Source organism: Massilia sp. 9I (assembly GCF_902506415.1).
Classification (GTDB): Bacteria; Pseudomonadota; Gammaproteobacteria; order Burkholderiales; family Burkholderiaceae_D; genus Telluria.
Genome location: NZ_LR733275.1, coordinates 2,474,380 through 2,486,327 on the forward strand (window position 1 = coordinate 2,474,380; position 11,948 = coordinate 2,486,327).

An 11,948-nucleotide genomic window follows, 5' to 3' on the forward strand; every position below is an offset into this window, starting at 1 on the left:
TTCAAGCCTTCTTCTGCTTGGCGATCCAGCCGTCCACCAGCTCGCCCAGCACGTCGAGCGGCACCGAGCCCGCACCCAGCACCAGGTCGTGGAAGGCCGGCAGCGAGAACTTGGAACCCAGTTCCTTCTTCGCCTTCTCGCGCAGGTCGATGATGCGCAGCATGCCGATCATGTAGGCATTGGCCTGGCCCGGCCAGGCGACGTAGCGCTCGACTTCCTGCGCGCCGATGCCGTAGTCGATCGCCTGCTGGCGGGTCCAGCCCTTGGTGTGCAGGCCGGTGTCGACCACCAGGCGGCGCGCGCGGAACAGTTCCGAGCCGAGGGCGCCGAGCAGGCCCGGGACGTCGCCTTCGTACCAGCCCTGCTCGACCGCCAGGCGCTCGGTGTACAGCGCCCAGCCTTCCGAGTGGGCGCTGCCGCCGCTGAAGATGCGCTGGCTGCGGTATTTCGGGATGCCGGTCAGCTCCTGCTGGATCGCCAGCTGGAAGTGGTGGCCCGGCACCGCCTCGTGGTAGGACAGGCTGCGCATGCGGATCATGTCAAAAGTCGGGCCGCGCATCGGTACCCAGAAGATGCCCGGACGGGTCCCGTCCGGCGCCGGCAGCGTGTAGTGGGCGGCGGCGGACGGCTCTGTCAGTGGAGGTTCGCGGCGCACTTCGACCGGGGCGCGCGGCTTCAGGTTGAACAGCGCGGCGCTCCTGCGCTCGGCGTCCTTCACCATTTCCGCGTAGCTGGCCAGGATCGCCGGGCGTGGGTCGCCCTCGCCCTTCGGCTGGAAGCGCGCGTCGAGCTGCTTCATGCGTTCTTCGATATTGCCTTCGACAAGGCCGAGCGAGCGCAGGTGCTTGTCCATCTCGCCTTCGATGCGCGCCACTTCGCGCAGGCCGATCTCGTGGATCTCGTTCGGGGTCAGCTTGGTGCTGGTGAAGTTCTCGACCGCGCGCGCGTAGGCTGCCGCGCCGTTCGGCAGGCGCGAGATGCCGGCCACGTCGCCGGTGCGCGGCTGCAGTTCCACCATGAAGTCTTGCACCCGCTTGTACGACGGGCGAATGCGTTCTTCGACGATGCGGGCGGCGCGCGCCAGCGCGGCGTTGCGGGCATCGACGCTCAGGCCTTCCATCTTCTCGGTGCGCTGCGCCAGGGAGGTGACCAGCACGTTCTCATTGGCGGCCGGCTTGAGGAAGCTGTCGACCTGGAACTTGGCGCGCTCGAGGATGAAGCGCGGCGGGATCAGCGACTTGGCCGCGGCTTCGCGCGCACGCACCAGTGCTTCATCCATGCGGGTGCCGATTTGATCGAGGCGCGCCAGGTAGCTGTCGACGTCCTGCGGATTGCGCAGCGGGTGCGTGGTGGTCATGAAGTTGACCAGGCCGACCTGTACCCCGCTGAACTGCGAGAAGATAAAGGAATGGTCCTCGAAGGGCTCGTTGGCGATCACGTTCTGCAGCGACCAGCGCATGACGGACGCCGAGATACGCTGGTTCTCGTCGAGCGGGCCGGCGCTCCACTTGTCCAGGCGCGCGAGGCCGGTTTGCGCCAGTGCGCGCATCTTGGCGCGCTGGGCTTTGGTCAACGGAGTCAGCTCGCGATCCAGGCGCGCCTGCTCGGCGCCGCTGAAGTACTGGGTCGAGGTGGCCAGTTGCGGATTCATGCGCACCCAGTCCTCTGCGAACTTCTCGGCCCAGGTGTCGAAGGCCTTGTTCGGCTTGGCGGCTGCCGCCTTCGCTGCCGGCGCCGCACTCGCCGCGGTCGGCAGGATGGCAAGGCCGATGGCGGCGGGGAGGAACAGTGCGCCGATGGCGGCGCGCAGGCTGCGCTGGCGGAGGGATGGCATCGTGGTCTCGCTTCCTTTTCGTAGTTGGTCGTCGGCGTCATGCGTCGTGCTTGCCGCGGAGGAATCTAACATGGAAAAGGTCGAAACAACAATCTGTACACGGGCTGCTCGGCAGGCGGCGAAAGCTGGACTATGATGGGCCGCTGCAAGATCATCTCAACATTTTTATTGAAATAATATTTCAAAAATCGTCCATTTATGAAATCTTCTTTCACGATTTCCGTACTGCTGGTCAGTTCCATGCTACTGGCCCTGCCCGCCCAGGCCGAGCAGTTCAAGGTCCTGCTGTTCACCAAGACCGCCGGCTGGCATCACGACGCCGTGCATGAAGGCGTGAGCGCCGTGCAGGAACTGGGCAAGCTGCACGACTTCGGCGTGTTCTGGACGGCCGATGCCGGCCGGGTGATGAACGACGCCGAACTGTCGAAGTACCAGGCCGTGATCTTCCTGTTGACCACCGGCGACGTGCTGGACGACGCCCAGCAGGCTGCCTTCGAGCGCTACATCCGCAAGGGCGGCGGTTTCGTCGGCGTGCACAGCGCCTCGGACACCGAGTATGGCTGGCCGTGGTACACGAAAATGGTCGGGCACATGTTCAAGGTGCACCCGGCGGTGCAGACCGCCGTGCTGCAGGTCCGCGAGCGCAACTTCCCCGGCATGGAGCGCTTCGCGCCGCGCACCCTGTTCACCGACGAGTGGTACGAATTCGGCCCGGCGACTTCAAGCAAGCTGACCTACCTGCTCACGGTCGACGAGAGCACCTACAAGCCCGAAACGACATGGCCGGACCGCCAGGGCAAGGGCATGGGCGCCTTCCACCCGATCAGCTGGTACCAGCCCTACGAGGGCGGGCGCGCTTTCTACACGGCGCTGGGCCACCAGGCGGCGACCTACCGCGATCCGGTCTTCATGCACCACCTGTACGGCGGCATCTACTGGGCCGCGACCGGACGCGGCTTCCGGGCCGAATGAACATCACTGCGCGTCAGCGACGATCGCGAGCACCGGCTCCTTCGACCAGCTCCAGCTGCGCGCCAGCCGCCAGTCGCGCGCGCCCCCTTCGACCACGACCTGCCAGTGGGTCGCGGCCAAGCCGGGCGCTTCGGCGCTGAAGCGTCCCCGCGCATCCGGCAGCGCTTCGAGCACGCGGTCGCGTTCCGGCTGGGTCGGGTGCGCCAGGCGGATGTGGAACGGCGCCCGTACCGGTTCGCCATGGGTGCGCAGGCTCCCGGTGATGCGGCCTGCCTGCGCGTCATACGCTGCTTCGAACGCCAGTCCCAGCCTGCTGGCCGCGCGGTCGCGGCGCAGCTCCTGGTTGATGGCCTTGCCCTGCTTGTAGTAGTCGCCCACCACCATCGCATCCGGGCGGCTGATCGCCAGCCAGGTGGTGATCGCGCCGGCCACCAGCACCAGCACCGGCCCGACCATCAGCAGCCACGGCCAGCGGTGCCGGTACCAGGGCGTGGCGGCTGCAATACTCAAATTGGCTTGCATAGGCTTCTCTTCCATCATTTGGGGACGATGAACACGGCGTCTTCCGTCACCTGCAGCGAGCTGCGCTCGCTCGATGCGAGGGTGAAGGCGATGTGGTTCGATCCGGGCTTGCCGTCGCCGCCGGCGATGCGCACCCGCACCGGCAGCATGCGCGTGGTGGCGGCGTCGATCTCCACCATGTCCTCGTCTGCTATCTTGGCCGTGGCGATACCTTCCACCGTGATGCGTAGCCGCTGCGGTTCTTCAAGCGTATTCATCAGCTGCAGGCGATAGACGTTCTCGATCATGCCGTCCTCCACTTCGCGGCCCATCGAGCCGCGGTCGCGGATCACATCCAGCTTGAGCGGATTGCGCAGTGCAATCGAGGCGACCATGGCGGTGCCGAAGATGGCCAGCACGGTGGTGTAGATCAGTACGCGGGGCCGCAATACGCGTTGCCGTACCTCGCTTGGGCTCAAGTTGCCCGCCAGTGCGTTCTCGGTGGCGTAGCGAATCAGGCCGCGCGGGCGCTGGACCTTGTCCATCACGCTGTTGCAGGCGTCCACGCAAGCGGCGCAGCCGATGCATTCATACTGCAGGCCCTTGCGGATGTCGATCCCGGTCGGGCATACCTGCACGCACATGCTGCAGTCGATGCAGTCGCCCGCACCCTTGCTGCCCATGCGCGGGCTGCGCGGCTCGCCGCGGCCCGCGTCGTAGGTCACGATCAGGGTGTCCTTGTCGAACATCGCACTCTGGAAGCGCGCGTACGGGCACATGTACTTGCAGACCTGCTCGCGCAGCCAGCCGGCATTGCCGTAGGTCGCGAGCGCATAGAACAGCACCCAGAACGCTTCCCACGGCCCCAGGCCGAACGAGGCAATGCCGGAACCGAGCGAACGCACCGGCGCGAAGTAGCCGACGAAGGTAAAGCCGGTCCACAGCGCCACCAGCCCCCAGGCGGCATGCTTGCCGCCCTTGCGCGCGATCTTCTCCAAGGTCCAGGGCTGGCGGTCGAGGCGGATGCGGGCGCTCCTCGCTCCTTCGAACTTGCGCTCGATCCAGAGGAAGATTTCGGTGTACACCGTCTGCGGGCAGGCGAAGCCGCACCACACCCGCCCCGCCACCGCAGTCACCAGGAACAGCCCGTAGGCGCACAGGATCAGCAGCGCGGCCAGGTAGATGAAGTCCTGCGGCCACAGCACCAGTCCGAACAGGTAGAACTTGCGGCTGGCCAGGTCGAACAGGACCGCCTGGCGGCCATGCATCTGGATCCAGGGCAGGCCGTAGAACAGCAGCTGGGTGAGCCAGACGCAGGCCCAGCGCAGCGAGGCGTAGCGGCCCTTGACTTCGCGCGGGTAGATTTCTTCGCGCGCGGCGTACATGCGGATCACGGCCTCCTTCGGCGCGTTCATTTTGCTTGCGCCATCACGGTGGGTTCATTGGACAGGCTCCACACATAGGCCGCCAGCACGTGCACCTTCTCTTCGCCGAGGAACTCGCCGAAGGCCGGCATGGTATTGGTGCGGCCCTTGCGGATGGTTTCCATCACGGTCTCCTGGCTGCCGCCGTAGAGCCAGGTCTTGTCCGCCAGGTTCGGGGCGCCAAGCAGGGGGTTGCCCTTGCCCTCGACGCCGTGGCAGGCCACGCAGGCGGCGAACTTCGGTTTGCCGAAGGCGACCTTGATCGGGTCCGCGGTGAGGCCGGACAAGTTGCGCACGTAATGCGCCACGCTCTCGATGTCCTTGTCCGAGCCGAGCGCCGCGCCCATCGGCGGCATGGCGCCCACGCGGCCGTGCATGATGGTCTGCTTGATCACCGAGGGTTCGCCGCCGTGCAGCCAGTCGCGATCCGCCAGGTTCGGGAAGCCTTTGCTGCCGCGCGCATCCGAACCGTGGCACTGGGCGCAGTAGGTCAGGAACAGGCGCTCGCCGATGGCGTGGGCCTGCGGGTCGGCGGCCACCGCCTTCAGGTCCTGGGTGGCGTACTTGGCGAACAGGGGGCCATAGTCGGCCTTGGCCTGCTTCAGCTCCGCCTTGTATTCGCCCGTGGAGTTCCACCCGAGCCTTCCAGCGTAGCTGCCCAGGCCCGGATACAGCGCCAGGTAGGCGAAGCCGAATGCGATGGTGAGCCAGAACAGCACGATCCACCAGCGGGGCATCGGCGTATTCAGTTCGGTCAAGTCTTCGTCCCAGACATGGCCGGTGGTTTTCTCGGGCTTGCCGTCGGCGCCCAGCTTCACGCGGTAGGTGGACTGCGACCACAGCAGGATGCCGCAGCCCAGGATCGACAGCACCGTGATGATGGCGACGTACCAGTGCCAGAACGTGTTGAAGAAATCAGCCACGGTCGCTCTCCTCATCCGCGAACGGCAGGCGTGCAGCGGTATCGAAATCGCTGCGCTTGCGTACTACGTAGGTCCAGCCGACGATGCCGAGGAAGGTCGCGAAGCTGACGACCGTCATGACGCTGCTCGCGTTGTCAAAAATGTGTTGGAGTGCCATGTCAGTTCCTCGTCTTGATCTGGGTGCCCAGGCCCTGCAGGTAGGCGATCAGGGCGTCCTGCTCGGTCTTGCCGCTCACCTCTTCCGGCGCCGCTGCGATCTCGGCTTCGCTATAGGGCACGCCAATGCGGCGCATTGCGCGCATCTTGGGCATGATCTCGGCCGGGTTCAGCTTCGCCTTGGCCAGCCACGGATAGCCCGGCATGTTCGACTCCGGCACCACGTCGCGCGGGTTGTCGAGGTGGGTGCGGTGCCATTCGTCGCTGTAGCGGCCGCCCACGCGCGCCAGGTCCGGGCCGGTGCGCTTGGAACCCCACTGGAACGGGTGGTCGTAGACGAATTCGCCGGCCACCGAGTAGTGGCCGTAGCGCTCGGTCTCGGCGCGGAACGGACGGATCATCTGCGAGTGGCAGTTGTAGCAGCCTTCGCGGATGTAGACGTCGCGGCCCGCCAGGCGCAGCGGCGAATAGGGTTTCAGGCCCGCCACCGGTTCGGTGGTGGACTTCTGGAAGAACAGCGGCACGATCTCGACCAGGCCGCCGAAGGAGATCACGAGCAGCACCAGGCCAATCAGGAGCCAGGGGTTCTTCTCGATCCATTCATGTGTAAATTTCATTGTGTGCTCCGGTGTTCAGGCGTGCGCAGGGTCGAGCTGCGCGCTATTCATGTGCGGCTTCGCGGACGGGATGCGGGCATCCACACTCTTGGTGCCGCTCAGCGTCTTCCAGGTGTTGAAGGCCATCAGCGCCATGCCAGACAGGTAAAGGAAGCCGCCGGTGAAGCGGATCGCGTAGCAGGGGTAGGTCGCCTTGACGCTCTCGGCGAAGGTGTAGGTCAGGGTGCCGTCCGCGTTCACCGCGCGCCACATCAGGCCCTGCATCACGCCGGCGATCCACATCGAGGCGATGTACAGCACGATGCCGATGGTGGCCACCCAAAAGTGCGTGTCGACCAAGGCCATGCTCCACATCTGCTTTCTGCCCGCCAGGCGCGGAATCAAATAGTAGATCGACCCCATCGTGATGAAGCCGACCCAGCCCAGGGCGCCGGCGTGAACGTGGGCGACGGTCCAGTCGGTGTAGTGCGACAGCGAGTTGATGGTCTTGATCGACATCATCGGGCCCTCGAAGGTGGCCATGCCGTAGAAGGAGAGCGAGACGATCAGGAACTTGAGGATCGGGTCCGAGCGCAGCTTGTGCCAGGCGCCGGCCAGGGTCATCATCCCGTTGATCATGCCGCCCCACGAAGGCGCCAGCAGGATCAGCGAGAACACCATGCCGATCGACTGGGTCCAGTCGGGCAGCGCGGTGTAGTGCAGGTGGTGCGGGCCGGCCCACATGTAGGTGAAGATCAGGGCCCAGAAGTGCACGATCGACAGGCGGTACGAATACACGGGGCGCTCGGCCTGCTTCGGGATGAAGTAATACACCATGCCCAGGTAGCCCGCGGTGAGGATGAAGCCGACCGCGTTATGGCCGTACCACCACTGGATCATCGCGTCCTGCACGCCGGCATAGACGGAATAGGACTTCATGGCCGACACCGGCACCACCGCGCCGTTCACCACGTGCAGGATGGCGACCGCCAGGATGTAGGCGCCGAAGAACCAGTTGGCGACGTAGATGTGCTGCACGCGGCGCTTGATGATGGTGCCGAAGAAGACCACGGCGTAGGCCACCCACACGACGGTGATCAAGAGCGCGATCGGCCATTCCAGCTCGGCGTATTCCTTGCCGCGGGTGAAGCCCATGGGCAGCGAAATGGCGGCCGAGACCAGCACCGCCTGCCAGCCCCAGAAGGTGAAGCTGGCCAGGCGGTCCGAGAACAGGCGCACCTGGCAGGTCCGCTGCACCACGTAGTAGGAAGTGGCGAACAGGCCGCAGATGCCGAAGGCGAAGATGACCGCATTGGTGTGCAGCGGACGCAGACGTCCATAGCTGAGCCACGCGATGTCGAAATTGAGCGCGGGCCAGGCCAACTGGGCCGCGATGAAGACGCCTGCGGCCATGCCGATCACGCCCCACACGACGGTCGCGATGGCAAACTGGCGCACGATCTTGTAGTTATAGTTTAGACTGCTGTCCAAGATGCTCTCCTGAAAATACCTTGATGGATGACAATCAGGAGTGTCGTTTTTCGCGCTGTAAATTTCCTTGATGTGAATCAAATTGTTCAGCATCGGATGAGGTATGCGACAGTCTCTTGCGGCCCAGTGCGCGAGAAGCATTGACCGAAAAATCAAGGCTGCTACTTTGAGATGAATCAAGGTTAGACACAGACGGCCCGCCACACTCGGATGGGCTTTTCCTTATCGCCAATCAAGGAAAAACGCTATGCCGCCTCTATCGCAATCCGTATCGGAAGAACTGAGCAAGCGCCTGCACCAGGCGCGCGAAGACCTGCTGGACACCGTGCGTTCCCGCACCGGCTCGCCGGACGACGAAGCGCCCGCGATCGGTCCCCTCTCCCACCAGGGCCAGAGCGACGACGGGCCACAGTCCGAAATGCTGAGCCACAACGAGCAGCACCTGGCCGACCACGAGTCGAACCTGCTGCACGAGATCGACGTCGCCATCGGCAAGCTCGAATCGGGCGGCGCCGGCATCTGCGAATCCTGCGGGCGCGACATCCCCGACGCGCGCCTGCTGGCCACGCCGACGGTGCGCCTGTGCATTCAGTGCCAGGAACAGCTCGAGAAGGACCAGCACACCGGCCGCGGCCCCTCGATGTGAGCTGCCGCCTGCGCGTTCCTAGTCCGAGCCGCCCACGCGGTCGTCATCGACCAGGATCCGCATTCCCGGCCCCTCCAGGTCCTCGAACTGGCCGCTCTCCGCGGCCCCGAAGAAGATCCACAGCGCCAGCGCCACCAGGATCACGCTGAGGGGAATGAGCAGGTATAAGGCTTCCATGATCAGTCCTTTCGCAGGCGTAGTGCGTTCAGCACCACGAGGGCCGAGCTCGCGGCCATGCCGATGCCGGACAGCCAGGGATTCAGCAATCCGGTAGCGGCCGCCGGGATCGTGGCCAGGTTGTAGATCGATGCCCAAATGAGATTCTGGCGGATGATGGCGAGCGTGCGCCGCGCCGTGTCGGCGGCATCGGCCAGCGGCAGCAGGCTGTCGCCCAGCAGCACGCCGTCCGCATGGACCTGGGCCAGCTCGGTGCCGCAGCCCATCGCGAACGAGACGTCGGCCCCGCGCAGCACCGGCGCGTCGTTGCTGCCGTCGCCGATCATCGCCACCACCGCGCCTTCGTGCTGCAGCTCGCGGACAAAGGCCAGCTTCTCGGCCGGCAGGCGGCCACCGAAGGCGCTGCCGATGCCGAGCTGGCGCGCCAACGCACTGGTCGCGGCCTGGTCGTCGCCGCTCAGCAGGATCACGGTCTTGCCGCCCTCCTGGAAGCGCCGCACCACCTCCGCGGCTTCCTCGCGTATCCCGTCGGACAGGTCGAAGCGCGCCAGCCACTGGCCCTCGCAGGCGAGCCACGCGCAGCTGGTGCCGGTCGGCGCCGCCGAACGCACCATGCCGCCCGCGATCCCCTGCACATACTCCGAGGTGCCGATCCGGTACACCACGCCGTCGATCGTGCCTTCGAAGCCGCGTCCGATCTCAACGCGCAGCTTGCGCGCCACCAGCCCATGCGACTGCATTGCAGAGCGGATCGCGATGCCGACCGGATGGGAATTCTCGGCCTGCAGCGCGGAAGCGATGCGCATGCACAGGTCGACGTCGAGCGATCCTACCGGCAGCACCTGGCGCAGCACCGGGCGGCCAAGGGTCAGGGTGCCGGTCTTGTCGAACACCACGTGGGTGGCGCGCTCGAAAGTCTCCAGCGTGTGCGGGGCCACGGCCAGCACGCCGCGCCGCAGCAGGCGGTCGGTGGCGGCCGCGAGCGCGGTCGGGGTGGCGAGCGACAGCGCGCAGGGGCAGGACACGACCAGCACCGCGACCGCCGCATGCCAGGCGCGCTCCGGATCGACCGTGTGCCAGGCCAGGTAGACGACGGCGGTGAGCACCAGCAGGCCGAACACGAACCAGGCGGCGACCCTGTCGGCCCACAGGGACATCGCCGGTTTGCCCAGGCCCGCCCGCTCGACCAGCCGCACCAGCATCGCCAGGGTGCTGTCGCGCGCCGCCGAGGTGACGCGCAGCACCACGCCCTGGCCGGCATTCACCGCGCCACCCGCCAGCGCGTCGCCCGGACCCATGCGCCGGGTGCGGCTTTCGCCGCTCAAGAGCGAATAATCGAGGTCGGTCACGCCTTCCACGATGGCGCCGTCGGCCGGCACCGCCTGTCCCGGCTTGACCAGCACCAGGTCGCCCACCACGAGCTGCGCCGCCGGCACCAGTTCGGTATCGCGCAGGTCCGGGTCGCCGCGCAGGCGCAGCGCGGACGCCGGCATCCCGAGCCGCAGCGCGTCCAGGGCCTGGGTGGCGCGTCGGCGCGCGCCCAGTTCCAGGTAGCGGCTGCCGAGCAGCAGGAAGATGAACATCGTGATCGAATCGAAGTAGACGTCGCCCTGGCTTGATAGCAGCGAGACGCAGCTGTCGGCAAACGCCGCCACGATGCCCAGCGCCACCGGCACGTCCATGCCCGGCACCCCGCGCTTCAGGTCGCGCCAGGCGCCCTGGAAGAAGGGCAAGGCCGAGTAGCAGACGGCCGGCAGGGTCAGGGCGAACGAGGCCCAGCCCATCAGCGCCAGCATGGCGGCGTCCATGGTACCGTCGTCGGCCAGGTAGACCGGCACCGCGTACATCATCACCTGCATCATCGCCAGGCCGGCGACGAACAGCTGGCGGAACAGGCGGCGCCGGGCGCGTTCCATGCCCTGGTCGTGTAGCTTGACGTCGTAGGGTGCGGCGCTGTAGCCGATGGCGCGCAGCGCGCGCAGGATCGCGCTCGGGCGGCACAGGCTCGGGTCCCAGCGCACGAACACGCGGCCGGTGGCGACGTTCAGCGAGACTTCCTGCACGCCGTCCAGCTGGCCCAGGCGGCGCTCGACTAGCCAGACGCAGGCGCCGCAGCGCACGCCCTCGATCGAGAAGCTGCCCTCGCCCTCCATGCCCTGCAGGTCGGCCAGCGCCAGCTCGGGTTCTTCCTTGCCGTCGGCGACCACGGCGGCGTATTCGGTGCGCGCGTTGTAGTAGTCGGCGAAACCGCCGGCGACGATCGCTTCGGCCGCGGCGGCGCAGCCGGGGCAGCACATGCTGCGGGTGGCGCCGCCGACCCGCGCCTGCCAGCGCGTGCCGGCCGGGATCGGCGAGCCGCAATGGAAGCATCCGCTCGCGGACGGACCTTCGGCGGCATCAGCAAGCGGAGCGCTTGGCGCCATGACCTCGGCCAGCACCACGCTCATGCCTCGGCTCCGGGGGCCGCGCACAGGACGTCGATCCAATGCTGCGGCAGTCCGCCGATGGCCACCATGCCGAAGCCGCCGGCGGCGCGCCAAAGGCCGAGCAGGCCGAAGACCAATACCAGCAGGCCGCAGGCCAGGCGCACCTGGCGCCGCTGGAATTGCGCGCGCAGGCGCAGCCCGGCCAGGCCGATCGCGGCCAGCATCGGCAGCGTGCCCAGGCCAAAGGCCAGCATCAACGCAGCGCCATCCGCGGCGGAGCCGCTCAGCATGGCGGTCACCAGCATGCTGTAGACCATGCCGCAAGGCAGCCAGCCCCACAGCGCACCGGCCGCGAACATGCGTCCCGGCGTCGCGGCCGGGCCGATCCTGCGCAGCAGCGGCGCCAGCTGCCGCCACAGCAGCTGCCCGCCCTGCTCGAGCAGGGCCAGGCCGCGCCAGGCGTCCATCAGGTACAGGCCGAGCGCCACCAGCATCAGGTTGGCTGCCACGTAGGCGCCGCTCTGCAGCGCCGGCAGGCCGAGATGCGCCGCTCCGCCGGCCAGGCCGCCCGCGAGCGCGCCCGCCGCCATATAGCTGGCGATGCGCCCCAGGTTATAGGCCGCGACGTGGACCACGGCCGGTGTCAATGTGGGCACCGTCACCGTGCGCACCGGCACCGGAAACGCTGGGCGAGCCGGAACCGACATGGCCCCGACGATACCGCCGCACATGCCGGCGCAATGCACGCTGCCGGCCAGGCCGACCAGGAACACGGGAAACAGGCTGACGGCGCTCATCGGCG

Annotated in this window: 12 protein-coding genes; 2 read left to right on the forward strand and 10 right to left on the reverse strand. The window is 67.0% G+C overall.

Going from position 1 to position 11,948, the window contains the following annotated elements; all coding sequences use genetic code 11:
* Position 1: 1 nt before the first annotated feature.
* Positions 2–1,834 carry a DUF885 family protein gene (locus tag GV068_RS11110; protein WP_159697384.1) on the reverse strand — a complete coding sequence of 611 codons (1,833 nt, stop codon included), beginning with the start codon at positions 1,832–1,834 and terminating at the stop codon, positions 2–4.
* A gap of 198 nt (positions 1,835–2,032) precedes the next feature.
* Between GV068_RS11110 and GV068_RS11115 the strand changes: the two genes are divergently transcribed.
* Complete coding sequence (locus GV068_RS11115) at positions 2,033–2,806, forward strand: ThuA domain-containing protein (protein WP_159697385.1); 774 nt, start codon at positions 2,033–2,035, stop codon at positions 2,804–2,806.
* 3 nt (positions 2,807–2,809) lie between these two features.
* On the opposite strand, the gene GV068_RS11120 is transcribed toward GV068_RS11115, so the two are convergent.
* The 6 genes from GV068_RS11120 to ccoN are packed head-to-tail and all read right to left on the reverse strand — an operon-like array spanning position 2,810 to position 7,897.
* On the reverse strand, positions 2,810–3,328 hold the full coding sequence (locus GV068_RS11120) for a FixH family protein (RefSeq protein ID WP_229464047.1): 519 nt from the start codon (positions 3,326–3,328) through the stop codon (positions 2,810–2,812).
* Positions 3,329–3,342: 14 nt separating this feature from the next.
* The gene (gene ccoG / locus GV068_RS11125) at positions 3,343–4,722 is read right to left on the reverse strand and encodes a cytochrome c oxidase accessory protein CcoG (RefSeq protein WP_159697387.1); all 1,380 of its coding nucleotides are present in this window, start codon (positions 4,720–4,722) and stop codon (positions 3,343–3,345) included.
* The gene (gene ccoP, locus GV068_RS11130) at positions 4,719–5,654 is read right to left on the reverse strand and encodes a cytochrome-c oxidase, cbb3-type subunit III (protein ID WP_159697388.1); all 936 of its coding nucleotides are present in this window, start codon (positions 5,652–5,654) and stop codon (positions 4,719–4,721) included. The genes ccoG and ccoP overlap by 4 nt, the downstream gene beginning before the upstream one ends.
* Positions 5,647–5,811: a CcoQ/FixQ family Cbb3-type cytochrome c oxidase assembly chaperone gene (locus GV068_RS11135; protein WP_159697389.1), complete on the reverse strand. Its 165-nt coding sequence runs from the start codon at positions 5,809–5,811 to the stop codon at positions 5,647–5,649. The genes ccoP and GV068_RS11135 overlap by 8 nt, the downstream gene beginning before the upstream one ends.
* 1 nt (position 5,812) lies before the next feature.
* A complete protein-coding gene (gene ccoO, locus GV068_RS11140) occupies positions 5,813–6,427 on the reverse strand; it encodes a cytochrome-c oxidase, cbb3-type subunit II (RefSeq protein WP_159697390.1) in 615 nt (204 codons plus the stop codon).
* Positions 6,428–6,442: 15 nt separating this feature from the next.
* The gene (ccoN, locus tag GV068_RS11145; RefSeq protein ID WP_159697391.1) at positions 6,443–7,897 is read right to left on the reverse strand and encodes a cytochrome-c oxidase, cbb3-type subunit I; all 1,455 of its coding nucleotides are present in this window, start codon (positions 7,895–7,897) and stop codon (positions 6,443–6,445) included.
* A 247-nt stretch (positions 7,898–8,144) separates the two neighbouring features.
* On the opposite strand from ccoN, the gene GV068_RS11150 reads away from it, so the two are divergent.
* On the forward strand, positions 8,145–8,543 hold the full coding sequence (locus GV068_RS11150; RefSeq protein ID WP_159697392.1) for a TraR/DksA family transcriptional regulator: 399 nt from the start codon (positions 8,145–8,147) through the stop codon (positions 8,541–8,543).
* 18 nt (positions 8,544–8,561) lie between these two features.
* Here the strand turns inward: GV068_RS11150 and ccoS are convergent, their stop codons facing one another.
* Genes ccoS through GV068_RS11165 form a run of 3 tightly spaced genes read right to left on the reverse strand, consistent with a single transcriptional unit; the run spans position 8,562 to position 11,943 of the window.
* Positions 8,562–8,720 (reverse strand): cbb3-type cytochrome oxidase assembly protein CcoS, encoded by a 159-nt coding sequence (gene ccoS, locus GV068_RS11155; protein ID WP_159697394.1) that lies wholly within the window; start codon positions 8,718–8,720, stop codon positions 8,562–8,564.
* A 2-nt stretch (positions 8,721–8,722) separates the two neighbouring features.
* Entirely contained in the window at positions 8,723–11,167 is a 2,445-nt protein-coding gene (locus GV068_RS11160; protein WP_159697396.1) for a heavy metal translocating P-type ATPase, read from the reverse strand.
* Complete coding sequence (locus GV068_RS11165; protein ID WP_159704899.1) at positions 11,164–11,943, reverse strand: sulfite exporter TauE/SafE family protein; 780 nt, start codon at positions 11,941–11,943, stop codon at positions 11,164–11,166. Before GV068_RS11165 ends, GV068_RS11160 begins: the two co-directional genes overlap by 4 nt.
* Positions 11,944–11,948 lie beyond the last annotated feature (5 nt).

Excerpts from the sequence above, each read along its gene's own strand:
- GV068_RS11110 (WP_159697384.1), bottom strand. The coding sequence starts at position 1,834 with ATGCCATCCCTCCGCCAGCGCAGCCTGCGCGCCGCCATCGGCGCACTG.
- GV068_RS11115 (WP_159697385.1), top strand. The coding sequence starts at position 2,033 with ATGAAATCTTCTTTCACGATTTCCGTACTGCTGGTCAGTTCCATGCTA.
- GV068_RS11120 (WP_229464047.1), bottom strand. The coding sequence starts at position 3,328 with ATGCAAGCCAATTTGAGTATTGCAGCCGCCACGCCCTGGTACCGGCAC.
- ccoG (WP_159697387.1), bottom strand. The coding sequence starts at position 4,722 with ATGAACGCGCCGAAGGAGGCCGTGATCCGCATGTACGCCGCGCGCGAA.
- GV068_RS11135 (WP_159697389.1), bottom strand. The coding sequence starts at position 5,811 with ATGGCACTCCAACACATTTTTGACAACGCGAGCAGCGTCATGACGGTC.
- ccoO (WP_159697390.1), bottom strand. The coding sequence starts at position 6,427 with ATGAAATTTACACATGAATGGATCGAGAAGAACCCCTGGCTCCTGATT.
- GV068_RS11150 (WP_159697392.1), top strand. The coding sequence starts at position 8,145 with ATGCCGCCTCTATCGCAATCCGTATCGGAAGAACTGAGCAAGCGCCTG.
- ccoS (WP_159697394.1), bottom strand. The coding sequence starts at position 8,720 with ATGGAAGCCTTATACCTGCTCATTCCCCTCAGCGTGATCCTGGTGGCG.
- GV068_RS11160 (WP_159697396.1), bottom strand. The coding sequence starts at position 11,167 with ATGAGCGTGGTGCTGGCCGAGGTCATGGCGCCAAGCGCTCCGCTTGCT.
- GV068_RS11165 (WP_159704899.1), bottom strand. The coding sequence starts at position 11,943 with ATGAGCGCCGTCAGCCTGTTTCCCGTGTTCCTGGTCGGCCTGGCCGGC.